Here is a 23,297-nt window from a genome sequence, read left to right as displayed (position 1 = left end):
GGGGCGGGGGTCAGTTGGCGGTCCAGCCGCCGTCCAGGGAGAGCGAGGTGCCGGTGATGTGTCCGGTACGCGGCCCGCAGAGCCACAGCACGGCCCCGGCGACGTCCTCGGGCTCGATCAGCCGCTTGATCGCGCTGCGCTCCAGCATGACCCGGCCGACCACGTCCTCCTCGGAGATGCCGTGGGTGCGGGCCTGGTCCGCGATCTGGTTCTCGACCAGTGGGGTGCGTACGTAGCCGGGGCAGACGCAGTTGCTCGTCACCCCGTGCTCCGCCGCTTCGAGCGCGACCACCTTGCTGAGTCCCTCCAGTGCGTGCTTGGCCGTCACATAGGCCGATTTGTAGGGGCTGGCCCGCAGGCCGTGCACGGACGAGATGTTGACCACGCGCCCCCAGCCGCGTTCGTACATGCCCGGCAGGGTCCGGCGCAAGATGCGGAACGGGGTCTCCACCATGACGCGCTGGATCAGCGCGAACCGGTCCGGCGGGAAGGTGTGCACCGGGGCGACGTGCTGGAGCCCGGCGTTGTTGACCACGATGTCCGCGTCGGCGGGCAGCGTCTCCACCACCTCCGGGTCGGCGAGGTCGGCCACCCACGCCGTCCCGCCGATCGCCTCCGCGACCCGCGCGGCCTCCTGCGCCTTGTCCACCACGTGGACCCGGGCGCCCGCCGCCGCCAGGGCCTCGGCGCAGGCCCGCCCGATCCCGCTCGCCCCACCGGTGACCAGGGCGGTGCGCCCGGTCAGGAACCGGTCGGCGGGCGAGGGCGCGGCGCCCGGGGCGGGCGGCGGGACGGTGAGCGGGGCGGCCCGGTTCTCCGGGCGCTGGGGAGTCTCCATGGCCGTCACGGTAGGAAAGCCGGGGCCCGCGTCACACGGGGCCGGTGCACACACCGTCGTACCCGGGCATGGTGGCGGGCCACATGGTGCGGGGGCGGGGGCCGCCCGGCGGCACGCGCCGGGGGCGTCCCCGGCGCGCGCCGCCCGGCACTCCCGCGCCACGGGCCGTCAGTACGCCGCGTCCAGCACCGCCCGCTGCTCCGCCGTCAGCTCCAGGTCCACGGCGGCCAGGCTCTCGTCCAGCTGGGCGACCGAGGAGGCGCCGACCAGCGGGACGAACGGGACGTCGCCGCCGATGAGCCAGGCCAGCACCACCTGGTTGACGCTCGCCCCGGTCTCCTTGGCGACCTTGCGCAGCGCGGCCTGCCGGGCGGCGGTGCCGGGGTGGTCGTACTCCGGGCCCAGCGGCTTGTCGGCGCGGACGTAGGCCCCGGACAGCAGCGGGGAGTACGCCACCGGCACGAGCGCGGGCTCGGCCCGCAGATAGCTGAGCAGGTCTCCGCAGACCACGCCCTCCTGGCCGTCTGGGGAGCGCCAGCTGGGCTGGTCGGTGCGGCGGCGGAGGTAGGTGTGGTGGTACTGGAGGACGTCGTAGCCGGGCAGGTGGGCGTCCGCCGCGATCCGGCGGGCGCGCTCCACCTGCCAGGCCCAGTGGTTGCTCACCCCGAGCAGTCCGACGGTGCCCTCGGCGACCAGCTCCGCGAAGGCCCCGACGGTCTCCTCCAGCGGCACGCCCGGGTCCTGGACGTGGGCGTACAGCAGGTCGATCTTCTCCACGCCGAGGCGTTCGCGGCTGCGCTCCGCCGACTCGCGGACCACCTTCGCGGAGAGGCCCACGATGCCCTTGGTGAAGTCGGTGGCGGGGACGGAGGGCCGGGCGCCGAGCTTGGTGGCGATGACGATCGCATCGCCGACGCCCCGGCTGCGGCGCCAGCGGCCGAGCAGTTCCTCGCTCTCGCCGCCGCGGGTGCCGTTGACCCAGAACGCGTAGTTGTCGGAGGTGTCGATGAACGTTCCGCCCGCCTCGGCGTACCGGTCGAGGATGGCGAAGGAGGTCGCCTCGTCGGTGCGGGTGCCCATCAGCATGGCGCCGAGGCTGATCACGCTCACCTCCCGGCGGGTGGCGGCGTCCGTGCCGATCGTGCGGTATCGCATGGTGGTCCCCTCGTCAACAGCCCGTTCCGGTCAGGGCGTTGAGCGGGAGTCTGTCCGTTGGAGTGCACTCCAGGTCAAGGGCGTGCGCCCCGGGCCCCCGCGGCCGCGCAACGGGGGCGGCGCACACTGCCGGGGCCGGGGAGTGGCCGCCGGGCCCATGGGCCCGCGCCGCCCCGGCCCGTAGCGTCCGCGCATCCCACCCGCACCGTCCGCCGGGCCGCGGCCTTCCCCGGGCCGCGCCCGTCCCCCCACAGGAGGCATCCGTGCGCCCACCGATCCTGCGACGCCTGCTCGGGCGCGTCGCGTCCACCGCCGCGCTGGCGCTCGTCGCCGCGCTGCTGAGCGTGGCCGGAACCGCGCGACCGGCCACCGCCGCCGCCGGTCTGCAACAGGTCACCGGCTTCGGCGCGAACCCCGGCAACCTCCAGATGTACGCGTACGTCCCCGACGGGCTGCCCGCGAACGCCCCGCTGGTGGTGGCGCTGCACGGCTGCACCCAGACCGCAAACGACTACTACACCGGGTCCGGCTGGCCGAAGTACGCCGACCTGTGGGGCTTCGCCGTGGTGTTCCCGCAGACCACGGCCGCCAACAACGCCCTGTCCTGCTTCGGCTGGTTCGACCCGGCCGAGAGCGGGAGGGGCCGGGGCGAGGCCGCCTCGGTCGCGCAGATGGTGGAGTACGCGAAGCGGACGTACGGCTCGGCCGGCGACCGGGTGTACGTCACCGGCCTGTCGGCGGGCGGCGGCATGGCGGCCGATCTGCTGGCCGCCTACCCGGACGTGTTCGCGGGCGGCTCGATCGCCTCGGGGCTGCCCGCCCAGTGCGCGACCAGCCAGGCCGGCGCGTCCTCCTGCCAGTCCGGCACGGTGAGGCTGACGCCCGCGCAGTGGGGCGACAAGGTCCGCGACGCCTACCCCGGCTACACGGGCCCCCGGCCCCGGGTGGCGATCTGGCAGGGCACCGCCGACTACACGGTGAACCCGGCCAACGCCACGGCGCTGCGCGACCAGTGGACGGACGTGTGGGGCATCGGCCAGACCCCCTCGGCCACCGACACCCTGCCCGGCAGCACGACGCGCAGCACCTACGACGACGCCTCGGGCAGGCCCGCGGTGGTGACGTACTCGGTCTCCGGGATGGGCCACGGCCTGCCGGTGAGCCCCGGCTCGGGCACCGACCGGTGCGGGGCGAGCGGCGCGTACTTCCTGAACACCGTCTGCTCGGCGTACCACACGGGCGTCTTCTGGGGCCTGGACCAGGACGTCCCGGGCGGGGGCGGTGACGGGCTGCCCGCCCCGTCCGGGCTGCGGGTCGCCGGGGTCACGGCGGACAGCGTCTCACTGGCCTGGGACCCGGTCGAGGGCGCGGCCTCCTACGCGGTCGGCCGGGACGGGACCCGGATCGCCTCGCCCGTCACGGCCTCGTACACCGACACCGGTCTCGCCGCGGGCAGCAGCCACCGCTACACGGTGACGGCGCTCGACGCGGCGGGCACCCCCGGCACCGCGTCGGCCGCGGTGACGGCGGTCACCACCGGCACCGCCCCGGCCCGCTGCTTCACCGCGACCAACTACGCGCACGTGGCGGCCGGACGGGCGCGCACCACGGGCGGGCTGGTGTACGCCGAGGGCTCGGGCCAGGCGATGGGCCTGTACAACGTGTTCGTCGCCCACACCCTGCGCGAGTCCCCGGCGGGGTACTTCACCCTCGCCGACAGCGGGTGCACCGCCTGAGCACTCAGGATTTACGCAGGTCGGGGGCTGGTGCGCCGATGAGCAGCCGGCGCACCGCGTCCCACGCGGCGCGGGTCGCGCGGCCCAGGGCGGGCGGGTCGCCGCCGAGGATCCGCACCCAGGCCCCGCAGTCCTCGGGCAGGGTGCTCACCCCGAAGAGCACCCCGGCCGGTCCCAGCGCCCCGTGCAGCACGTCGGCGATCCGCCCGGCCGGGGCGAGCGGGCTGACCACGTACAGCGTGGCCATCAGGTCGTGACCGGCGAAGACGGCCGGGCCGGTGACCCCGCCGGGCCCGTACGGATCGAGGCGGACGCTGTCGACGGCCAGCGGCGTCCCGTCCGGGCGGAGGATCTCCAGGTCGCTGAAGAGCATCCGGTAGGCGTGCCGTTCGCCCCGGGCCAGCCGCCCGGCCGCGATCGTCTCGCCGAGCAGCAGGGTGGCGGTCGGGTCGACCGTCGCCCGGGTGTGCTGGTAGAAACGCGCGTCCCGGTAGGGGATCACCGGGTCCGGCAGGTACTCGACGTAACTCCCCTCACCCGCCGACAGGTTGACGACCTGGGTGGCGTGGTCGAACTCCATCCGGTGCACCTTGGTGGCGGCCTGGGTGGTGAGGTGCGCGCAGGTGCCGGGGCCGCAGTCGATGTCGATCCGGTTGCGGTCGGCCTGCACGATGCCGCCGCCGGTCGACATCAGGTACGTCACCGGGAGGTCCGGCCGCTCCGGGTCGATGTAGAGCGGGCGCATGATCTGGAGCGGCGACTTCTGGTACCGGTCGACGAGTTCGGTGCGCCCGTCCACCCGGGCGTAGCGCAGTTCGAGCAGGCCGACCTTGCCGGGGCGCCCGGCGGCCAGGGTGTCCGGGGTGCCGGTGAGGTCGCGCATCCGGGCCGGGACCCGGCTCGGTTCGTAGTGCGCGGGGTCCAGCCGCGCGGGCGCCCGGGTCATGCGGAGGCCGTCTCCTGGGCTGCCTCGTGCCCCTGGGCCGCCTCGTGGGCGAGCAGGAAGTCGGCGATGGTGCCGAGCCCCTCCCCGGTGAGCGAGTTGGTCAGCACCACCGGCCGTCCCTCCCGTACGCGGTGCGCGTCGGACTCCATGACGCCGAGGTCGCAGCGGACGTAGGTGGCGATGTCCACCTTGTTGATGACGAGCAGGTCGGACTCGGTGATGCCGGGGCCGCGCTTGCGGGGCATCTTGTCGCCCTCGGCGGTGTCCAGCACGAAGAGGAACAGGTCGACGAGGGCCGGGCTGAAGGTGAGGGTCAGGTTGTCGCCGCCGCTCTCGAAGAGCAGGGTGTCCACCTCGGGGAAGCGCTCCATGAGTTCGTCGGCGGCGGCCTGGTTCATCGTCGGGTCGTCGCGCACGGCGGTGTGCGGGCAGGCGCCGGTCTCCACGCCGACGATCCGGTCCGCGTCGAGGATTCCGGCGAGGGTGCGGCGCACATGTGCGGCGTCCTCGGTGGTGAAGATGTCGTTGGTGATGACGGCGGGGGTCCGGCCGCGCTCGATCAGTACGGGGACGAGCGCCTCGATCAGCGCGGTCTTGCCGGAGCCGACCGGTCCGGCGACGCCGACGCGCAGCACGCCGTCCTTCGGCCGCCGCATGAGCTCGTCGTGGTCGTGGTGGTGGTGTCCGCGGGCCTGCATGGGGTCGTGCATGGTGTTCCTGTCCTGGTGCGGAGGGGGAGGGTGGTCTCAGCTGGCGAAGAGGCGCGCCTCGGCGCGTTCGTGGCGGCCGGACATGATGTCGGCGACCGGGACGCAGCCGCCGAGATCGGCCGCTTCCCTGGTCAGGGCGGCTTCGACGGTCTCCTCTATCACGGGGGCCGCGCCGTGCAGCACGACCTGCGCCCGGCGGTGGTCGGCCAGCCGCAGCCGCAGGGCGGCCCCCACGAAGCTTGCCGCGAAGGCGAACAGCTCGCAGGTGACCGCCTGGCGGACCGGCAGTCCGTTGCCCGCGTGGACGACGGCGGCGACGACCGGCTGGCAGCCGGGTACGGTCCCGTCCCGGTGGAGGGCCCGGTACCGCTCGATCGGCTCGGTGGCGTACACCTCGGCGGCCAGGTCCAGCAGTTGCCGGCCGGTGCGGACGGCGGCCTGCCGGGCCTCCCGGCCCAGCTTGGTGGCGTGCAGCCGCCGCTCCACGGCCACCAGTTCCGCCCAGTCGCCGGCGGTGACCGCGCGGTGGGCGAGGGCGAGGGCGGTGGCGTCGGCCGGGCCCACGCCGTGCCGCAGCAGGTCGTGCAGGAGCGCCGGCAGTCCGCCCGGGGTGACCGCGCGGGCCTGCTGGAAGCCCTCCAGACCGTGCGAGAGCGTGTAGTAGCCGCTGGGGAAGGCCGAGTCGGTGAGCTGGAGCCCGGTCAGCAGGGCCGGGATCGGTATCGGGTCGTTCACACCGGTTCACCGTTTCCGTTCGGGCGATTGGTTCTCAGACGATGTAGAAGAGGTGGTTGAGCGGGAGCCGTTCGGCGGGCTCGATCGTGGCGGGCTCGCCGTCCACGGTGACCTTGTACGTCTCCGGGTCCACCTCGATGCGCGGCAGCGCGTCGTTGCGCACCATGTGCTGCTTGCCGATGGTCCGGCAGCCCCGCACGGGCTCGATGCGGCGGCCGAGGCCCAGCTCCTCTGGGACCCCGGCGGCGATGGACGCCTGCGACATGAACGTCACGTTGGTGCGCTGGGCCGCGCGGCCGTGGGTGCCGAACATCGGCCGGTAGTAGACCGGCTGGGGGGTCGGCAGCGAGGCGTTGGGGTCGCCCATCAGCGCCCAGTTGACCATGCCGCCCTTGATGACGAGCCTCGGCTTGGCGGCGAAGGAGTGGATCGGCCACAGGACGATGTCGGCGAGCTTGCCGGGTTCCAGGGAGCCGATCACGTCCGCGGCGCCGACCGCCCGGGCGGGGTTGATCGTCAGCTTGGCGAGGTAGCGCAGGACGCGGGCGTTGTCGTTGCGGGAGCTGTCCTCGGCGAGCGGGCCGCGCATGTCCTTGCAGTGGTGCGCGGTCTGGAAGGCGCGCAGGAAGGACTCGCCGACCCGGCCCATGGCCTGGGAGTCGGAGGAGAAGATGCTGATGACACCGAGGTCGTGCAGGACGGTCTCGGCGGCGATGGTCTCGGCGCGCACCCGGCTGTCGGCGAAGGAGACGTCCTCGGGGATGTCGCGGGAGAGGTGGTGGCAGACCATCACCATGTCCAGCAGCTCGTCCACGGCGTTGACCGTGTACGGGAGGGTCGGGTTGGTGGAGGCGGGCAGCACGTTGGCCTCGCCGGAGACCCGGATGATGTCGGGGGCGTGGCCGCCGCCCGCGCCCTCGGTGTGGAAGGTGTGGATGGTGCGGCCGTCGATCGCCGAGAGGGTGTCCTCGTAGAAACCGCCCTCGTTGAGGGTGTCGGTGTGGATGGCCATCTGTACGTCGTACTCGTCGGCGACCCGGAGCGCGGTGTCGATGGAGGCGGGGGTGGCGCCCCAGTCCTCGTGGACCTTCAGCCCGGCGACGCCCGCCTCGACCTGTTCGCGCAGGGCCTCGGGGAGGCTGCCGTTGCCCTTGCCGAGGAGGCCCACGTTGACCGGCAGGTCCTCGACGGCCTCCAGCATGCGGTGGATGTTCCAGGGGCCGGGGGTGCAGGTGGTGCCGTTGGTGCCGTCGGTGGGGCCGGTGCCGCCGCCGAAGAAGGTGGTGATGCCGTTGGAGAGGCCCTCCTGGGCCTGCTGGGGCGCGATGAAGTGGATGTGGGTGTCGACGCCTCCGGCGGTGGCGATGAGGTGTTCGCCGGATATCACCTCGGTGCCGGGGCCGATGACGAGCTTGGGGTCGACGCCGCTCTGGAGGTGCGGGTTGCCCGCCTTGCCGACGCCGACGATGAGCCCGCCGCGGACGCCGATGTCGCCCTTGACGACGCCGAGGACCGGGTCGAGGACCACGACGTTGGTGATGACGAGGTCGAGCGCGCCCTCGCGGTTGAGCGCGGCGGGGTCCTGGGCCATGCCGTCGCGGATGGCCTTGCCGCCGCCGTAGACCGCTTCCTCGCCGTAGGAGCCGGCGTTGTGGTCGTACTCGACCTCGACGACCAGGTTGGTGTCGGCCAGGTGGAACCGGTCGCCCACGGTGGGACCGAACAGGTCCGTGTACTGCTTGCGCGGGATGATGGCCATCAGATCCGGTCCTCTTCGTTGTTCTCGGCGTTCTCGGTCGCGGACCCGGGGTGTACGAAGCCGAGTTCGGCGGCGCGGCGCAGCGCCCTGCGCCGGGTGTCGGGGGCGCTCAGGCCGCCGTCGACGAGTCCGGCGAATCCGACGAGCCGCCCGGTGCCCGCGAAGGCGCACAGCTCGACCTCGCGGGTGTCGCCGGGCTCGAAGCGCACGGCGGTCCCGGAGGGGATGTCGAGCCGCATGCCGTAGGCGGCCTCGCGGTCGAAGCGCAGGGCGCGGTTGATCTCGAAGAAGTGGTAGTGCGAACCGACCTGTACGGCCCGGTCACCGGTGTTGGAGACGGTGATCCGGGCCTTCGCCCGGCCCGCGTTGATCTCGACGGGGTCGTCCCCGTAGAGGTAGTGGGCTCCGCCCGACATGGGTATCTCCTCGTGGTCGTGGGGCGTCTCAGAGCCTGTCGGGTGACCTTCGACCGATGGGCGGACGCGGTCTGGTGCGTGTGATTCCAAGGCGCCGGGATGTCCTTGTAGCGGAGCTACTCGGGCATTCCGGCAACGCCGGAAGCGCGCGTGCCAGGACGTGGCGGCCCGGTCAGAGGTCGCCCGACAGGCCCTCAGGCGCTGATCGGGTCGTGGCAGGTGACGAGCTTGGTCCCGTCGACGAAGGCCGTCTCGACCTGGAGGACGGTGAGCATCTCCCGTACGCCGGGCATCACGTCGTCCCGGGAGACGACCTGGCGGCCCAGCTCCATGCACTCGGCGACGGTGTGCCCGTCGCGGGCCGCCTCCAGGACGGCCTCGGTGATCAGGGCGGCGGCTTCGCTGTAGTTGAGCTTGGTCCCGCGGTCCCTGCGGCGGCGAGCCAGGTCGGCGACCACGTAGACGTGGAGTTTGTCGATTTCCCGCGGTGCGAGGTTCATGACGTCACGTCGCTTTCTCGAAGGAGATGCCGGGCCGGTCCAGTACCGGTCCCGCGGCCAGGAAGAGCCAGGTCGTCACGGTGAACGGCCAGGTGAAGGGGGTGGTGCCGAACGACTGGGCGAACACTTCCCAGGCGGCGGCGAAGGGGACCGAGGCAGCGGCGGCGAGTGCCGCGTACCCGGCGGTCCAGCGGGTGGGGGTCAGGAGGACGGCGCTCAGGGCGATGGCGCAGAGCACCGCGTTGTAGCCGTACAGCCCGTCGGCGATCGAGGCGGCGGGCAGTCCGGCCGCGCAGGCCGTCACCAGTGCGACGGCGCTGCCGGCCACCGCGGCGAGCGCCACGGTCCGGGAGGCGACGAGCAGTCCGGCGAGCACGATCAGGCCCGCGTACCACGTGTCGAGGAAGAAGATCTGGCCGATGTTGGCGCAGAGCGCCCGCCCGGCTTCGGCGGCGGTCAGCTCCGTGAATCCCGGCACGCGCGCGGTCGCGCCGACGGTGACCGGGCCCTTCGACAGGGCGACCGTCAGGACGCTGACGACCAGACAGTACGGAGCCGTCAGCACGGGCAGCCCGAGGGGGGTGAGCAGCCGGGCCGCCGCCCCGCTCAGCACGGCGCAGACCGCCGCCGCGAGCACGACCAGCACGGCCGTCCGCCACGAGGCGCCGAGCCGCAGCACCAGGGCGAGGCCGGTCAGGCAGCCGCAGTAGCCCTGGAGCCCCTGCGCGACGCCCTTGCGATCGGCTCCGAGCAGCACCGCGGCCCCGGTCGACGCGGCGGTCCCGAGCAGCCCGAACACCCCGAGCCGCCACCCGCCGGTGAACAGTGCGACGGCGAACAGGAGCCCGGACCACGGACTGCCGACGAGCACCACCTGCGCGATGCCGCGCAACTGCGCCGCCGCGGCCCCGGGAACCGCCCCTCCTCCGGAAAATACCCGGCCCCGTATTCGCACCGCCTGTTCCGCTGCGGGCACGCCTTCTCCTTTGAGACATGACGAATGAGGGCACGTCGAATTCATCCCCACCGCCCGCATTCCGGCGATGTGGATCTTGATCAACAATCTGTTGAGACGGTACGCCCGGAAGTGACGCAGGAGTGTCGGCAAGGAAGATCAACGAAGCGCGACACCTCACCCACCGTCAGCAATACTCCCAGCTCAGAACGCCATCGACCTACCCCGAAAGCCGCCCGGAACATTCCTCGCCGCGGAATCCTTGGCCAGAGGTTGAACATTCCCCATCCACTTTTTGACCGAACGATAAGCTTCACAAAGCCACTTCACCTCTTTCCGAAGAACCCCGGAAGCGCGCACACCCCACGAAACTCCCACCACAACCTCATGCATGATGCATGTATAAAATTCGACAAGAAAATTGGGGCGAATTCCGGCACAAGGGAGCCGACCCGGCATTCTGCGCGGAAGCCCGGCGTACTCTGCGCCCCTCCCGCCGGGACAAAGGCTGTTCGTGAGTGAATGAGCGGCATGCTCTCCGACTTCACGCACGACCACGACGGCGAACGGCTCATCGGTGTGCACGGCGGTGAGCCGTCCGGACCCACCGTCGTACTGCTGCACGGCGCGGGCACCGGCAGCAAGGAGCGACTGCGGCCGCTGGTGCGGGAGTTCGTGGCCCGTGGCTGCCGCGGGATCGCCTTCGACTTCTCCGGGCACGGCGAAAGCACCGGGAAGCTCGGCGAGCTGAGCCTGCGCCGACGCTTCGAACAGGCCCGGTCCGTGATCGACACCCACGCGGCGGCGGACGGGCCGCTGGTCCTGGTCGGGTTCAGCATGAGCGGGCAGACGGTGGCCGATCTCGCCCGGCACTACGGGGACCGTGTGGTGGCGCTGGGGCTGTGCGCCCCTGCCGTGTACGCCGCCGAGGCGTGGGACGTGCCCTTCGGGGACGGGAACGGCCGGTTCAGCGGGATCATCCGGCGGCCGGACAGCTGGCGGGGAACGTCCGCGCTCGACGTGCTGCGGGCGTACGAGGGCCGGGCCGTGCTCATTGCGCCGGGCACGGACGCGGTGATCCCGTCGGCGGTGACCGAGGCCGTGCAGGAGTCGCTGGCCGCTCGCGCCCAGTACACCCGGTTGGACCTGCCGGACGCGACGCACCAGCTGGGCCTGTGGTTCCGCGACCACGGCGACGACCGGCGGGCGTTCGCACAGGCCGTGCTGACCGGGCTCGACGACCGGGGCTGGACGGCGACGCGCAGCTGGGTGGCCAAGCAGCTCGCCCCCGGCCGCACGGTCACCGGCTCGCGGCTCCTGTCCGGCGGCTGGAGCTCCCAGATGCGCCGCCTCACCCTCGACGACGGCACGGACCTGGTGCAACGCGCCTTCGTCAAGCCGTTCTTCCGCCGCCACGGGCCCGGACTGCTGAACCGCGAGGCGTCCGTCCTGGCCCTGCTCGCCGAGGAGAACGGCATTCCCGCGCCCGTCCTCGTCGCCGTGGACGCCACCGCCGGACACTGCGACCACCCGACGCTGCTGATGTCCGCGCTGCCGGGCCGGGTCCGCGTCGACGAGGACGACCTCGACCGGCGGCTCGACCTGCTCGCGGCCCAACTCGTCCGCGTGCACGGCGTCGTACCGCCCGAACGGCCGCGCACGTACCAGGCGTGGACGCCCCCCGAGCGCGTCCGCACCCCGGACGGCCCCCTGTGGGAACGGGCCGTGGACGTGATCCGCCGCGACCCGCCGCCGTACGAAGGCCGCTTCCTGCACCGCGACTTCCACCCGGGGAACGTGCTGTTCTCAGGGGCCGGGCCCGAGCTGCGGATCACCGGGGTCGTCGACTGGGTCGAGACCTCCTGGGGCCCCGCCGACCTGGACGTGGCGCACTGCTCCACCGCCCTCGCCCTGCTGCACGGACCGGCGTACGGCCTGGACTTCCGCGACCGCTACGAGGCCCGAGGCGGCCACGGCCTCGCCGACGGCCCGGACCACCTGTACTGGTGCCTGCTCGACGCCCTGCACTACTGCCCCGACGCGGCGAAACTGGCCTGCCCCTGGCACGAGTTGGGCCGGACCGACCTGACGCCCGAGGTACTGGCGGCCCGCCTGAAGGCGTACGTGGAGGGCCTGTTGAACCGCTGCGCCTGACCGGGCGGCAACCGCCTCACGCCTTGGCGTGCTGGGCGCGCACCACGGCGCGGGCCTCGGCGAGAAGTCGGAGGGAGTGCTCCCGGTCCTCCTTCAGCGTGTGGTCCACGCCGTCGACGGTGACCGTGAGCAGCGCCGTCCCCTCGTCGGCGTACGCCTGAAGCCTGCCGCCGACCAGGGCGGCGTCGGGGGGCTCCGCCCGGTAGACGACGCAGGTCTTCCCGGGCCCCCGGAAGGTCTTGGTGACCCCCGCGGCGGTCGTGTCACGGCAGTACTCGTCGGCGTAGCTCGCCGGGCCGACGCGACGTTTCCAGTCCTGTATCTCCAGCGAGACCCGCGCGGCCGTACGATGCGGCCCGTCCGTCCCGTACCCCGCCTCGGTGGCCGAGATGAACACCACGCACGACCCCTTGCCGCCCTTGAAGCCCCCGACGGCCTGGTCGAACTTCTCCTTGCCGAGCGCCTCGGCGACCGTTTCCGGCTTGAGGTAGTGACCGCACCGCTTGTTCACGCCCCGGACCAACGCCTTGCTCACCGCGGGCTCCGCGTCCCCGCCCCCTCCCCCGCACCCGGCCAGCAGCACCGACACCACGGCCACCGCCCCACCCCGGACCAGTCCCCTGCGAGCCATCCCGACTCCCCCTGCCGTCCCGTGCATGCCACAACTCCCCCATCATGACGGCAGGCACCGACAGGCCCGCCCGGCGGGCCGTTGACCGCCGGGCGCACCACGAGCCCCGGGACCTTTACCGCACCCACATCAGCAAGTGGCACGTTCTCCACGCTTACACGCCAGCTTCAGGAAGAGATCTGGGCACTCTTGTCGCATTTTTGCGCCAGATAGCGCGTATCCAGTAGGCGAATTCAAGCCATTCAGCCGTGACCCGAATATCCACCAACAGCACCATCCACACACATTCCTCACTCTTTCCACACCTCCTAGGGTGCATATCGACCAGACCAGGAGGGGGCTTCGCTTCATGCAACTTTCCAGAGGGAAATCCCGACGGACCACCACGAGGAACGTGACCGCCTCACTGGCGTTCGCGCTGGCGCTCGGGCTCGCGCTTCCGCAGCACGCGGCGGCGGCCGGCGGCGCACCGGACAGGAGCACGTCCGGGAACGGCCGGGCTTCCGCGTACGGCACCGCGCCCGGCGCCCCGACCGGCCTGGACACCGGCCCCGGCTCGGGCGGCTGCCGGACCTCGGCCCCGTTCGTCTCCCTCGGCAACACCGACGTGATGCTCAGTGCCGCGGTCGACGACCCCGACGGCGGCACTCCGAGCGCCCGGTTCCAGCTGTGGGCGACGGGCCACCACCCGGACGAGGACCCGGACGGGACCCTGATCGTCGACAGCACGCTCTCGGCGACTTCCGGAACGGTGGCCGCGCTCAGGGTGCCGAAGGAGACCCTGCGACAGCACCTCACCACCGCCGACGGCAACTTCTCCTGGCGGGTCCGGGCGGAGGACGGCACGTCCCGGTCCGCGTGGGTACCGGCCGGGGACGGGGCCGGCTGCCGGTTCGTCTTCGACCCCGTCCGACCGGACGCACCGCCGACCGTCAGGTCGACCGACTTCCCCGACGGTTCGCAGGGCTGGCCGTCAAACACGGGAGAGGCCCGGAAGCCCGGCACGTTCGTCGTCGGCGACGGCGGTGTCGACGACGTGACGTCGTACGAGTACTGGACGGACTTCGCTCCCGGCCCGCGCCCCGTCACGCCCACCACCGATCTCGACGGCGACGGGCGGAAGGACGGCGAGATCACGCTCGTTCCGCCGACGGCCGGCCCGCACACGCTGAGCGTCCGCAGCCTCGACGCCGCCGGGAACCGGTCGGACGTCACCCAGTACCGCTTCTACGCCAACGCCCCCACCACCCCGGACGGGCCCGGGGACCTCGACGGCGACGGAATCGCCGACCTCTACGGCGTACGTGCCGACGGCACACTGGTACTCCACCCCGGCCTGGGGGACGGCCGGGTCGGAGCCGCCACCGTGGCCGGCAGCACCGACTTCGACGGAGCCGGGATCACCCGTCGCGGTGACTGGACGGGGGACGGCTACGAGGATCTGATCGCCCTGCTTCCCGGCGACGGCGGGAAGTCGCTGTACCTGTTCCCCAACAACGGAACGGGCTTCGCCTGCACGAACCGCGGCGAACAGCCCGACGAGCAGTCCCCGCCCTGCGCCGAGGACGCGCAGCGGCTCGACGTGTTCGACGAGAGGAACAACCACTGGGCGGCGGCCGACCAGATCCTCGCGATCGGGGACGTCGACGGGCCGCAGGACATCGACGGCGACGGCACGGCGGACGTTCCGGGCTTCCCCGACCTCCTGGTCAAGGAGGGCAACCGGCTCTGGCTGTACTTCGGCTCCCCGTCCCACTACCTCGACGCGGAACGGGAGCCGGTCCTGCTCGGTGAGGGCCCCTGGGCCGGCCTCGACCTCGTCGCGCCCGGTGACCTCACCGGGAACGGGTACGTGGACCTCCTCGCCCGCGACCGGAACACCGGCCGGCTGCACCTGTTCGAAGGGACGGGACACTCCGGCGAGGGGCTCGGCTCCGAGTCGGCGTCCGTCGTCCTCGACACCGGCTGGACCCCCGCCGACCGGCCGCTGCTCACCGCCGCCCCGGATGCGGCCGACGGCTCCGGGGCCGGTCTCTGGGCGACCGGCGGCGACGACCGGCTCCGCTTCTACCCGGTCGTTCCGGGCGACGGGACCACCGTGGGCACCGAGGGCTGGCTGGGACTCCAGGCACTGAGCTGACCCCGGCGGCACGGAACCGAGAAGGAGGCCCGTACCGGACGCGTCCCGGTGCGGGCCTTCCCCGTGCGCGGGCGTCCCGACGGCGGGGCTAAGGTCCTTGATCATGGACGCGCACACGGGCACGGGAGCCGAGCTGGTCGACATCCCGCCGGGGACGGTGACGCTGACGGACCGTCGTACGCGACGCAGTTGGGCCGTCGAGGTGGCCCCGTACCGGCTCGCGCCCGTGCCCGTCACCCGGGCGCTGTACGAGGAGATCACCGGCGACCGGCCGGGCGCCGCCTGCGGGGACCGGCTGCCCGTCGAGTCCGTGTCCTGGTGGGACGCGGTGCGGTTCTGCAACGCGCTGTCCCTGAGCCGGGGGCTGGCCCCCGCGTACCGCTTCCCCGACGACTCCGAGGAGCACGTCGAGTGGGACGGGACCGCCGACGGCTACCGGCTGCCGACCGAGGCCGAGTGGGAGCACGCCTGCCGCGCCGGCACGACCGGTCCGCACCACGGCGAGCTGGACGCGATCGCCTGGTACCGCGACAACGCGCACGACCGCGTCCACGAGGTGGGCGGCAAGCAGCCCAACGCGTGGGGCCTGCACGACATGCTCGGCAACGTCTGGGACTGGTGCTGGGACGTCTACGACGCCGAGGTGTACGGCGGCTACCGGGTGCTGCGCGGCGGCGGCTGGTTCGACGAGCACTGGAGCTGCCGCGCCTCCGCCCGCCGCCGCAGCCACCCGGCCTTCCGCGTCGACGACGTGGGCTTCCGCCTCGCCCGCTCGGGCACGGGCCGACCGCCGCCTACTCCTCCGGCGGGAACACCACCTCGTCCGAACCGGTCAGGGTGATCGTGATCGCCTCGACCGGGCAGCCCTCGGCCGCCGTGAGGACCTTCTCGTCGGCGTCGGTCTCCGCCTCCACCGGACGGGACTGGCGGGCGGTGTCCAGCGCGAAGCGGCCCGGGGCGTGGTTCAGGCACAGGCCGGAGCCGATGCAGACGCCCCGGTCGACCTCCACGGACCAGCGGTCCCCCATCACGCCTCCCCGTGTCCGGCCGGCAGGTGGATCATCTTGTGCTCGAAGAACTCACCGTACCCCTCGGGGCCGAACTCCCGGCCCAGGCCGGAGTTCTTGTACCCGCCGAACGGGCCGAGCATGTCGAGGCTGAAGGTGTTCACGCTGTACGTGCCGGTCCTGACCCGGCGGGCGATGTCGATGCCGTGCTCGGTGTCGGCGGTCCAGACGCTGCCGCTCAGGCCGTACTCGGAATCGTTGGCGATCCTGACCGCCTCGTCCTCGTCGCCGTACGGCAGCAGGCAGATGACCGGGCCGAAGATCTCCTCGCGGGCGATGCGCATGGAGTTGTCGACGTCCCCGAAGAGGGTCGGCTCGACGTACCAGCCGCGCTCCTGGGAGGCCGGGCGGCCGCCGCCGGTGAGGATCTTGGCGCCCTCGTCCTGCCCGGCCCGGATGTAGTCGAGGGAGCGCTGCTGCTGGCGCCGGGCGACCAGCGGGCCCAGTTCGGTGGCGGGGTCGAGCGGGTCGCCGACCTTCAGCGCGCCCGCCGCGGCGGCGAACGCCCCGGCCGTCTCGTCGTAGCGGGAGCGCGGCACGAGGATGCGGGTCTGGGCCACGCACGCCTGGCCGTTGATCATCCAGGCGAAGGGGACGATGCCCGCGACGGCCGCGTCCAGGTCGGCGTCGGGCAGGATCACGGCGGCGGACTTGCCGCCCAGTTCCAGGGTGACCCGGGTGAGGTTGCGGGAGGCGACCTCCATCACCCGGCGCCCGGCCGCCACCGACCCGGTGAACGACACCTTGTCGACGTCCGGGTGCCCGACCAGGTACTCGCTGACCTCCCGGTCGGCGGGCAGGATCGACAGCACCCCCTCCGGCAGCCCGGCGTCGGCGGCGATCTCCGCCAGCAGATAGGCGTCCAGCGGGGTCTCCGGGGAGACCTTGAGCACGGCGGAGCAGCCGGCCAGCAGGGCGGGCGCGAGCTTGGCGGCGGCGGTGAACTGCGGGACGTTCCACGGCACCACGGCCGCGACCACCCCGACCGGCTCCCGGCGCACCAGCAGCGGCCCGAGCGCCCCGGCCCGCCGCTCCTCGTACGGGAAGTCGCGGGCGACGGTGAGCGCCGAGTCCCACACCATCATCGCGGCGAGCGCCTGCACCATGACGCTGGACGTGTACGGGGTGCCGTTCTGCGCGCTGATGACCCGGGCGAACTCCTCGTACCGCGCGGCGAACGCGTCCTTGATCCGGGTCACCACCGCGATCCGCTCGGCCAGGCTCGTCCGCGGCCACGGCCCCTCGTCGAACGCCCGCCGCGCGGCGGCGACGGCCCGGTCCACGTCTGCCTCGCTCGCGTGCGGCACCCGGCCGATGACCTGCTCGGTGTGGGGCGAGACGACCTCGATCACGTCCCGGCCCAGCGGATCGACCAACTCACCGCCGATGAACAGCTTTCCGTGTTCGACTAGCTCGGTCATGGCCTGCCGCCTCCCGCGAACCGGTGCGATAACTGATTGCTCGTCAGAACTGATACCAGTTCCAGTTCCAGGAGTCCACGGCCGCGTCCGCCGACGATGGTCGGTCGACCGGGGCTACTACTGGAACAAGTTCTCGTTACAGTGGGGGTGTTGGGCCCGACAGGCGGTGGGGCGGGCGGTTCGCCGTGGCCCGCCGGGAGAGATGGGGGACCGCATGACGCAGGTGACCGACCACGGCGGGGGCGTGCACAGCATCAAGGTGCCGATCCCGGACAATCCTCTCGGCCATACGCTCGTGCACGTCCTGGAGACCGGCCGGGGTCCGGTGCTCATCGACACCGGCTGGGACGATCCGGAGGCGTGGGACACCCTCGTCGCCGGGCTCGAAGCGGTCGGCACGGAGATGGCGGAGATCCACGGCGTGGTCGTCACCCACCACCATCCCGACCATCACGGGCTCTCCGGGCGGGTGCGCGAGGCGTCCGGGGCGTGGATCGCCATGCACGCGGCGGACACCGCGATCGTGCGCCGCACCCGGGCGTCCCGGCCCGGCACGTGGATGACGTATCTCGTGGCCAAGCTGACCGCGGTCGGTGCGCCCGAGGAGCATCTCGCGCCCTTGCGGGAGGCGGCGGCCGCCGGGGAACGGATGCGTACGCTGCCGGGGCTGCGGGCCGCCGTGCCGGACCGGGAGATCGTGCCGGGCGAGCTGCTGGACCTCGCGGGGCGCAGCCTGCGGGCGATCTGGACGCCGGGGCACACGCCGGGGCACGTCTGCCTGCATCTGGAGGAGGAGCATCCGGGGAACCTGCCGGGCCGGGGGCGGCTCTTCTCCGGCGATCACCTGCTGCCGGGGATCAGCCCGCACATCGGGCTGTACGAGGACCCGGACGACGCCACGGTCACCGACCCCCTCGGCGACTACCTCGACTCACTGGAGCGGATCGGCAGGCTGGGCGCCGCCGAGGTGCTGCCCGCCCACCAGTACGCCTTCACCGACGCGGCGGGGCGGGTGCGGGAGCTGCTGGCCCACCACGAGGAGCGGCTGACCGGGCTGCTCGGGCTGCTGGCCGGGCCGCTGACGCCGTGGCAGCTGGCCGAACGGATGGAGTGGAACCGGCCCTGGGACCGGATTCCGCACGGTTCGCGGAACATCGCGGTCTCGGAGGCCGAGGCACATCTGCGGCGGCTGGTGAAGCTGGGGCGCGCGGAGGCGGTGGCGGGGAGCGAGCCGGTGGCGTACATCGCGGTGTGAGCACGCCTCCGGGACGCTCCCCGGACGGCCGGGGCTACTGGCCCACGCGGCCGTCGATGCACTCGCGCAGCAGGTCCGCCTGGCCGCAGTGGCGGGCGTACTCCTCGATGCGGTGCACCAGGAGTTCCCGGACCGAGATCCGGTTCCTGCCGAGCCGCTCGCCGAGGTCCGGGTGGGCGGCCAGGGCCGCGTCGGTCGCGGCCTGCTCGCGCTCCAGGTCGGCGTGGGCGGCGTCGATCACGGCCCGGTCGGCCACGGCCCCGTCGAAGTCGGCGTCGCGTTTCCCGTACAGCTTCGGGAGCGGGTCGCCGTCGCTGATCCAGTTGCGCCAGTCCCGCTCGTCCTCGGCGAGGTGGCGGAGGAGGCCGAGCAGGGAGAGCGTCGAGGGCGGGACGGAGCGGCGGGCCAGCTGCTCCGGGTCCAGGCCCTCGCACTTCATCGTCAGGGTCAGCCGGTAGTCGTCCAGGAACTGCGTGAGCGTCGCGAGCTCACCCTCCGGGGTCGCCCCCTCCGCGCTGCGGGGGTCGTCGTCCGGGTCCACCCACATGTCGGGGTAGACGGTGGCCCTGGTCCAGCGTGCGGGTTGATCGCTCATGCGCGTCATCGTGGCCCCCGAGGGCGTGAGCATGCCAGCGAATTACGGCCCTGAACCGGCTCCGGGGCCGCCCGGTAGAGTGGGCGGGTCGTCATCATGCCCGTTCAGGGGGAAGCCGGTGGAAATCCGGCGCTGACCACGCAGCCGTGAGCCGTCGCCGACGGCGAGTCGGAATGCCCTGTTCCCGGTCGTGACCGGCTCGGACCACCGGACCCCCGGTGGTCGGCACCGTCGAGGTATACGGAGCCGGAGCCTGGTGCCTGAGCGTGCCTGTGCCCGGTCACCCCGCAGGAGAGGCACCGCCCGCCATGACCGTACGCCGCAGCGCAGCAGCGCTCGCCGCATCCGCCGCCGTGCTCTGCGCGGCCGCCGCGCCGGCCGCGGTCGCTGCGCCGTCCCCGACGCCCTCGCCGTCCGCCGCCCTGCCCGCCGGGCTGTACGGCACGAAGGACCCCACCTACGACGGGGTGTGGCGGCAGTCGCTGTCGTTCCTGGCGCAGAAGCTCGAAGGCGTCACCCCGGCCGCGAAGTCGGTGGAGTGGCTGATCGGCCAGCAGTGCGCAGACGGCTCGTACGCCGCCTACCGGCCCGACGCCTCCGTGCCGTGCGACGACAAGACGGTGCGGGACACCAACGCCACCGCGGCCGCCACCCAGGCGCTGGTCGAGATCGGCGGCCACGTGGACATCGTGAACAACGGGGTGCGCTGGCTGAAGTCCGTGCAGAACGAGGACGGCGGCTGGGGCTACACCGCGGGCGCGCCCAGCGACGCCAACTCCACCTCCCTGGTGATCGGCGCCCTCGCCCGGCAGGGGCAGCGGCTGCCCGACATCACGACCCCGGGCGGCAAGACTCCGTACGACCCGCTGCTCGCGCTGGCGATACCGTGCGACGGCAGGAGCGAGGACGGCGGCGCCTTCGCGTACCAGCCGGACAAGAAGGGGAAGCTCGTCGCGAACGCGGACGCCACCGCGGCGGCCGTGCTCGGCGCGATGGGCAAGGCCCTGGCGGTCGGGAACAACGCCGCCGGGAAGGCGCCCGTCTGCCGCCCCGGTGCCGTGCGCACCCCCGAGCAGGCCGCGCAGAACGGCGCCCACTACCTCGTCGGCGCCCTCGCGAAGACCGGCCACCTGAACCAGCCGCCGATGCCCGGTGCCGACGACACCACGCCGCTGCCCGACGTCGGCAACACCGCGGACGCGGTCGTCGCGCTCTCCGCCTCCGGCCACCAGGACAAGGCGGCCGGGGCCCTCGCCTGGCTGAAGAAGAACTCCGCGGACTGGGCGGCGCAGAGCGGCCCGGCCGCCTACGCCCAGCTGATCCTGGCCGCCCACGCGACCGGCGCGAACGCCCGGGACTTCGGCGGCGTCGACCTGGTCGCCCGGCTGAACGCGACCGGTCCCGCCCCCGCCTCCGTCGTCACCCCCGACCCGTCCGCCGACACCGGGTACGTCTCCACGGAGAAGGACCAGGTGCACAGCGGCGACGACGTGATCGGCGGCGTGTGGTGGTACGTCGGCATCGGCCTGGTCGTCGCGGCGGGCGCGTTCTTCGTGATCAGCGGCCGTCGGAAGAACCAGCAGTCGTGAGGCGCGCGGGAAGCGCCGCCGCGCTGCTGGTCCTGGGCGCCGTGCCGGCCGTGCTCGGCGCGGCACCGGCCCAGGCGGCCGGTTACCGCTACTGGTCGTTCTGGGAGGGCTCCGGCTCCGGCTGGTCGTACGCCGCCCAGGGCCCGTCGCTGGCTCGGCCCGACGACGGGGAGGTGCAGGGTTTCCGGTTCGCGGTGAGCGAGGACTCCCGGAACGCGGCGAAGCCGCGCCGGGCCCCCGCCTTCGCGGAGATCTGCGGGGACACCCCGGCGAAGTCCGGCACCAAGCGCGTCGCGGTGGTCATCGACCCGGGCACGGCCTCGGACGCCCCGGACGGCACGGCCCCGCCCGCGCAGCGCGCCGCGTGCGCCCGGGTCGCCCCCGACGCCAGCGCGGCACAGGCGCTCGCCGAGGTCGCCGAGCCGCTGCGCTACGACAGCAACGGGATGCTCTGCGGCATCACCGGCTACCCGGCCGCCGGCTGCGGCGAGCAGGTGTCCGGCGACGGGCACTCCGCCCCGGACTCCGCGGCCCCCGACCCGTCCCCGGCCTCCTCCGCCGCCGGGTCCGCGGCCGACGGCGGCTCCGGCGGCCCGTCCGCCGGGGTGTACGTCGGTGTCGGCGCCGTGTTCCTCCTCGGCATCGCCGCGGTCGTCCAGGCCCGCCGCCGCCGCGGATGACCGCCGCCCCGACCGGCGGCACGCTCCTGACGCGCCGCCCCGGTCCGCTGCGTGCCCCCGAGGCGACCCGGAGCAACGCGCTGCCCGCCGGGGCGTGGTGGCTGTGGGCCCTGGGCCTGGCCACCGCCGCGTCCCGGACCACCAATCCGCTGCTGCTCGGGCTGCTGGTGGGGGTGGCCGGCTATGTCGTGGCGGTGCGGCGCACGGACGCGCCGTGGGCCCGGTCGTACGGGACGTTCGTGCGGATCGGGCTGTTCGTCATCGGGGTGCGGCTGGTCTTCTCGGCGTTCCTCGGTTCGCCGATCCCCGGTACGCATGTGCTGTTCACGCTCCCCGAGGTGCCGCTGCCCGACTGGGCGCAGGGCATCCGGCTCGGTGGCCGGGTCACCGTGGAGCAGCTGGTGTTCGCCCTGTACGACGGGGCGAAGCTGGCCGCGCTGCTGATCTGCGTCGGTGCGGCGAACTCGCTGGCCAACCCGGCCCGGCTGCTGAAGTCGCTGCCGGGCGCGCTGTACGAGGCGGGGGTGGCGGTGGTCGTGGCGATGACGTTCGCCCCGAACATGGTCGCCGATGTGCTGCGGCTGCGTACCGCCCGCCGGCTGCGGGGCCGTCCGACCGGGGGGATCAAGGCGGTCCTCCAGATCGGGCTGCCGGTGCTGGAGGGCGCGCTGGAGCGCTCGGTGGCGCTGGCGGCGTCGATGGATGCGCGCGGGTACGGGCGCACCGCCCGGGTTCCGCGCGCCGTCCGGCACACCACGAACGTGCTGACCCTCGGCGGGCTGCTGGGGGTCTGCGCCGGCACGTACGGGCTGCTGGCCGCGCAGGGTGCGGTGTACGGGCTGCCGCTGGTGGTCGTCGGGCTGGTCGCGGCGATGGCCGGGCTGCGGCTCGGCGGGGCGCGTTCGGTCCGTACCCGCTACCGGCCCGACCGGTGGGGTGTGCGGGCCTGGCTGGTGGCGGGGTCGGGGGTCGTGGTGGCGGTGTCGATGATCTGGGCGGGCGCCGTCGACGGGGAGGCGCTGCACCCGGGTGTGGTGCCGCTGGTCGCGCCGGTGCTGCCGTTGTGGCCCGCCGCGGCGGTGCTGATCGGGCTGCTGCCCGCGGTGGTGGCCCCGGCCCCGCCGGTGGTGGGCGGTCCGCGTTCCAAGGAGTTGCGGTGATCCGGTTCGAGCAGGTCTCGGTACGTTACGAAGAGGAGGAGCGCCCCACCCTGTCGGGGGTCGATCTGACCGTCCCGGAGGGTGAGCTGGTGCTGCTGGTCGGCCCGTCCGGGGTCGGCAAGTCGACCCTGCTGGGCACGGTCTCCGGTCTGGTGCCGCATTTCACCGGCGGCACGCTGGGCGGCCGGGTCACGGTCGACGGGCGCGACACCCGTACCCACCGGCCGCGCGAGCTGGCCGATCTGGTGGGCACGGTGGGCCAGGACCCGCTCTCCCACTTCGTCACCGACACGGTCGAGGACGAGCTGGCGTACGGCATGGAGTCGCTGGGCCTGGCCCCGGACGTGATGCGGCGCAGGGTCGAGGAGACCCTGGACCTGCTGGGCCTGGCCGAGCTGCGCGACCGGCCGATCGCCACGCTCTCCGGCGGCCAGCAGCAGCGGGTCGCGATCGGTTCGGTGCTCACCCCGCACCCCAAGGTCCTGGTCCTGGACGAGCCGACGTCCGCGCTGGACCCGGCGGCGGCCGAGGAGGTGCTGGCCGTGCTGCAGCGGCTGGTGCACGACCTGGGGACGACGGTCCTGATGGCGGAGCACCGGCTGGAGCGGGTGGTGCAGTACGCGGACCAGGTGGTGCTGCTGCCGTCGCGGGGCGCCGCCCCGGTGATGGGCGCGCCCGCGGACGTGATGGCGGTCTCCCCGGTGCATCCGCCGGTCGTGGCCCTGGGGCGGCTGGCGGGCTGGGAGCCGCTGCCGCTCACGGTGCGCGACGCGCGGCGCCGGGCGGGCGGGCTGCGGGAGCGGCTCGCCGGGGCGGAGCCGCCCGCCCCGGGGCCTGTGGCCGCCGCGGCTCCGT

22 protein-coding genes and 1 riboswitch are annotated in these 23,297 nt (G+C 73.3%); of the genes, 9 read left to right on the top strand and 13 right to left on the bottom strand.

Features of this window, described 5'->3' with window-relative positions; all coding sequences use genetic code 11:
- Positions 1-10: 10 nt before the first annotated feature.
- Positions 11-838, bottom strand: coding sequence for a 3-hydroxybutyrate dehydrogenase (locus ACFCV8_RS02505; protein ID WP_376683386.1), 828 nt, complete (start codon positions 836-838; stop codon positions 11-13).
- Between the two features lie 168 nt (positions 839-1,006).
- A complete protein-coding gene (locus ACFCV8_RS02500; RefSeq protein ID WP_376683385.1) occupies positions 1,007-1,993 on the bottom strand; it encodes an aldo/keto reductase in 987 nt (328 codons plus the stop codon).
- A gap of 263 nt (positions 1,994-2,256) precedes the next feature.
- On the opposite strand from ACFCV8_RS02500, the gene ACFCV8_RS02495 reads away from it, so the two are divergent.
- Complete coding sequence (locus tag ACFCV8_RS02495) at positions 2,257-3,729, top strand: PHB depolymerase family esterase (RefSeq protein WP_376683384.1); 1,473 nt, start codon at positions 2,257-2,259, stop codon at positions 3,727-3,729.
- Positions 3,730-3,733: 4 nt separating this feature from the next.
- On the opposite strand, the gene ACFCV8_RS02490 is transcribed toward ACFCV8_RS02495, so the two are convergent.
- The 7 genes from ACFCV8_RS02490 to ACFCV8_RS02460 all read right to left on the bottom strand — a co-directional run bounded on the left by ACFCV8_RS02490 (position 3,734) and on the right by ACFCV8_RS02460 (position 9,687).
- Entirely contained in the window at positions 3,734-4,675 is a 942-nt protein-coding gene (locus ACFCV8_RS02490) for an urease accessory protein UreD (RefSeq protein ID WP_376683383.1), read from the bottom strand.
- Positions 4,672-5,331, bottom strand: coding sequence for an urease accessory protein UreG (gene ureG, locus ACFCV8_RS02485; RefSeq protein ID WP_376683443.1), 660 nt, complete (start codon positions 5,329-5,331; stop codon positions 4,672-4,674). The genes ACFCV8_RS02490 and ureG overlap by 4 nt, the downstream gene beginning before the upstream one ends.
- A gap of 90 nt (positions 5,332-5,421) precedes the next feature.
- A complete protein-coding gene (locus ACFCV8_RS02480; RefSeq protein ID WP_376683382.1) occupies positions 5,422-6,120 on the bottom strand; it encodes an urease accessory protein UreF in 699 nt (232 codons plus the stop codon).
- Positions 6,121-6,154: 34 nt separating this feature from the next.
- Positions 6,155-7,879 (bottom strand): urease subunit alpha, encoded by a 1,725-nt coding sequence (gene ureC / locus ACFCV8_RS02475; protein WP_376683381.1) that lies wholly within the window; start codon positions 7,877-7,879, stop codon positions 6,155-6,157.
- Entirely contained in the window at positions 7,879-8,295 is a 417-nt protein-coding gene (locus ACFCV8_RS02470) for an urease subunit beta (protein WP_376683380.1), read from the bottom strand. The genes ureC and ACFCV8_RS02470 overlap by 1 nt, the downstream gene beginning before the upstream one ends.
- 194 nt (positions 8,296-8,489) lie before the next feature.
- Positions 8,490-8,795, bottom strand: a complete 306-nt coding sequence (locus ACFCV8_RS02465; RefSeq protein WP_352279394.1) for an urease subunit gamma — start codon at positions 8,793-8,795, stop codon at positions 8,490-8,492.
- A gap of 4 nt (positions 8,796-8,799) precedes the next feature.
- The gene (locus ACFCV8_RS02460) at positions 8,800-9,687 is read right to left on the bottom strand and encodes an urea transporter (RefSeq protein ID WP_376683379.1); all 888 of its coding nucleotides are present in this window, start codon (positions 9,685-9,687) and stop codon (positions 8,800-8,802) included.
- 594 nt (positions 9,688-10,281) lie between these two features.
- On the opposite strand from ACFCV8_RS02460, the gene ACFCV8_RS02455 reads away from it, so the two are divergent.
- Positions 10,282-11,904, top strand: coding sequence for an alpha/beta fold hydrolase (locus tag ACFCV8_RS02455; RefSeq protein ID WP_376683442.1), 1,623 nt, complete (start codon positions 10,282-10,284; stop codon positions 11,902-11,904).
- Between the two features lie 16 nt (positions 11,905-11,920).
- On the opposite strand, the gene ACFCV8_RS02450 is transcribed toward ACFCV8_RS02455, so the two are convergent.
- Positions 11,921-12,535, bottom strand: a complete 615-nt coding sequence (locus ACFCV8_RS02450) for a hypothetical protein (protein ID WP_376683378.1) — start codon at positions 12,533-12,535, stop codon at positions 11,921-11,923.
- 394 nt (positions 12,536-12,929) lie between these two features.
- On the opposite strand from ACFCV8_RS02450, the gene ACFCV8_RS02445 reads away from it, so the two are divergent.
- Both ACFCV8_RS02445 and ACFCV8_RS02440 read left to right on the top strand, forming a co-directional pair.
- Complete coding sequence (locus ACFCV8_RS02445; RefSeq protein ID WP_376683377.1) at positions 12,930-14,675, top strand: FG-GAP-like repeat-containing protein; 1,746 nt, start codon at positions 12,930-12,932, stop codon at positions 14,673-14,675.
- Between the two features lie 103 nt (positions 14,676-14,778).
- The gene (locus ACFCV8_RS02440) at positions 14,779-15,516 is read left to right on the top strand and encodes a formylglycine-generating enzyme family protein (protein WP_376683376.1); all 738 of its coding nucleotides are present in this window, start codon (positions 14,779-14,781) and stop codon (positions 15,514-15,516) included.
- Here the strand turns inward: ACFCV8_RS02440 and ACFCV8_RS02435 are convergent.
- Together ACFCV8_RS02435 and ACFCV8_RS02430 are read right to left on the bottom strand one after the other, a co-directional pair.
- The gene (locus ACFCV8_RS02435; protein WP_376683375.1) at positions 15,470-15,703 is read right to left on the bottom strand and encodes a ferredoxin; all 234 of its coding nucleotides are present in this window, start codon (positions 15,701-15,703) and stop codon (positions 15,470-15,472) included. The two genes, ACFCV8_RS02440 and ACFCV8_RS02435, sit on opposite strands and share 47 nt — an antisense overlap.
- Entirely contained in the window at positions 15,703-17,163 is a 1,461-nt protein-coding gene (locus ACFCV8_RS02430) for an aldehyde dehydrogenase (RefSeq protein WP_376683374.1), read from the bottom strand. The genes ACFCV8_RS02435 and ACFCV8_RS02430 overlap by 1 nt, the downstream gene beginning before the upstream one ends.
- 214 nt (positions 17,164-17,377) lie before the next feature.
- Between ACFCV8_RS02430 and ACFCV8_RS02425 the strand changes: the two genes are divergently transcribed.
- Positions 17,378-18,418 carry an MBL fold metallo-hydrolase gene (locus tag ACFCV8_RS02425; RefSeq protein ID WP_376683373.1) on the top strand — a complete coding sequence of 347 codons (1,041 nt, stop codon included), beginning with the start codon at positions 17,378-17,380 and terminating at the stop codon, positions 18,416-18,418.
- Positions 18,419-18,452: 34 nt separating this feature from the next.
- Here the strand turns inward: ACFCV8_RS02425 and ACFCV8_RS02420 are convergent, their stop codons facing one another.
- On the bottom strand, positions 18,453-19,022 hold the full coding sequence (locus ACFCV8_RS02420) for a DUF664 domain-containing protein (protein WP_376683441.1): 570 nt from the start codon (positions 19,020-19,022) through the stop codon (positions 18,453-18,455).
- A gap of 97 nt (positions 19,023-19,119) precedes the next feature.
- Positions 19,120-19,192: riboswitch (cobalamin riboswitch) on the top strand.
- A gap of 129 nt (positions 19,193-19,321) precedes the next feature.
- Here ACFCV8_RS02420 and ACFCV8_RS02415 point away from each other — a divergent pair.
- The 4 genes from ACFCV8_RS02415 to ACFCV8_RS02400 form a co-directional block, all read left to right on the top strand.
- Positions 19,322-20,602 (top strand): prenyltransferase/squalene oxidase repeat-containing protein, encoded by a 1,281-nt coding sequence (locus ACFCV8_RS02415; protein WP_376683372.1) that lies wholly within the window; start codon positions 19,322-19,324, stop codon positions 20,600-20,602.
- Complete coding sequence (locus tag ACFCV8_RS02410; protein WP_376683371.1) at positions 20,599-21,282, top strand: SCO2322 family protein; 684 nt, start codon at positions 20,599-20,601, stop codon at positions 21,280-21,282. The genes ACFCV8_RS02415 and ACFCV8_RS02410 overlap by 4 nt, the downstream gene beginning before the upstream one ends.
- Positions 21,279-22,442: an energy-coupling factor transporter transmembrane protein EcfT gene (locus ACFCV8_RS02405; protein ID WP_376683370.1), complete on the top strand. Its 1,164-nt coding sequence runs from the start codon at positions 21,279-21,281 to the stop codon at positions 22,440-22,442. The genes ACFCV8_RS02410 and ACFCV8_RS02405 overlap by 4 nt, the downstream gene beginning before the upstream one ends.
- Positions 22,439-23,297, top strand: an 859-nt coding sequence (locus tag ACFCV8_RS02400) for an ABC transporter ATP-binding protein (protein WP_376683369.1), incomplete at its 3' end; no start/stop codon positions are given. The genes ACFCV8_RS02405 and ACFCV8_RS02400, both read left to right, overlap by 4 nt.

Origin of the sequence: Streptomyces sp. NPDC056347 (genome assembly GCF_042262625.1) — a bacterium.
Taxonomy (GTDB): domain Bacteria; phylum Actinomycetota; class Actinomycetes; order Streptomycetales; family Streptomycetaceae; genus Streptomyces.
The sequence above is the reverse complement of the archived record's forward strand: the minus strand, read 5'-3'. Positions and strand labels throughout refer to the sequence as shown.

What these genes read in the sequence shown, in the direction of transcription:
- ACFCV8_RS02505 (WP_376683386.1), bottom strand. Translation starts at nt 838, where the DNA reads ATGGAGACTCCCCAGCGCCCGGAGAACCGGGCCGCCCCGCTCACCGTC.
- ACFCV8_RS02415 (WP_376683372.1), top strand. Translation starts at nt 19,322, where the DNA reads ATGACCGTACGCCGCAGCGCAGCAGCGCTCGCCGCATCCGCCGCCGTG.
- ACFCV8_RS02490 (WP_376683383.1), bottom strand. Translation starts at nt 4,675, where the DNA reads ATGACCCGGGCGCCCGCGCGGCTGGACCCCGCGCACTACGAACCGAGC.
- ureG (WP_376683443.1), bottom strand. Translation starts at nt 5,331, where the DNA reads ATGCGGCGGCCGAAGGACGGCGTGCTGCGCGTCGGCGTCGCCGGACCG.
- ACFCV8_RS02435 (WP_376683375.1), bottom strand. Translation starts at nt 15,703, where the DNA reads ATGGGGGACCGCTGGTCCGTGGAGGTCGACCGGGGCGTCTGCATCGGC.
- ACFCV8_RS02455 (WP_376683442.1), top strand. Translation starts at nt 10,282, where the DNA reads ATGCTCTCCGACTTCACGCACGACCACGACGGCGAACGGCTCATCGGT.
- ureC (WP_376683381.1), bottom strand. Translation starts at nt 7,879, where the DNA reads ATGGCCATCATCCCGCGCAAGCAGTACACGGACCTGTTCGGTCCCACC.
- ACFCV8_RS02465 (WP_352279394.1), bottom strand. Translation starts at nt 8,795, where the DNA reads ATGAACCTCGCACCGCGGGAAATCGACAAACTCCACGTCTACGTGGTC.
- ACFCV8_RS02450 (WP_376683378.1), bottom strand. Translation starts at nt 12,535, where the DNA reads ATGGCTCGCAGGGGACTGGTCCGGGGTGGGGCGGTGGCCGTGGTGTCG.
- ACFCV8_RS02470 (WP_376683380.1), bottom strand. Translation starts at nt 8,295, where the DNA reads ATGTCGGGCGGAGCCCACTACCTCTACGGGGACGACCCCGTCGAGATC.
- ACFCV8_RS02425 (WP_376683373.1), top strand. Translation starts at nt 17,378, where the DNA reads ATGACGCAGGTGACCGACCACGGCGGGGGCGTGCACAGCATCAAGGTG.
- ACFCV8_RS02405 (WP_376683370.1), top strand. Translation starts at nt 21,279, where the DNA reads ATGACCGCCGCCCCGACCGGCGGCACGCTCCTGACGCGCCGCCCCGGT.
- ACFCV8_RS02500 (WP_376683385.1), bottom strand. Translation starts at nt 1,993, where the DNA reads ATGCGATACCGCACGATCGGCACGGACGCCGCCACCCGCCGGGAGGTG.
- ACFCV8_RS02420 (WP_376683441.1), bottom strand. Translation starts at nt 19,022, where the DNA reads ATGACGCGCATGAGCGATCAACCCGCACGCTGGACCAGGGCCACCGTC.
- ACFCV8_RS02440 (WP_376683376.1), top strand. Translation starts at nt 14,779, where the DNA reads ATGGACGCGCACACGGGCACGGGAGCCGAGCTGGTCGACATCCCGCCG.
- ACFCV8_RS02430 (WP_376683374.1), bottom strand. Translation starts at nt 17,163, where the DNA reads ATGACCGAGCTAGTCGAACACGGAAAGCTGTTCATCGGCGGTGAGTTG.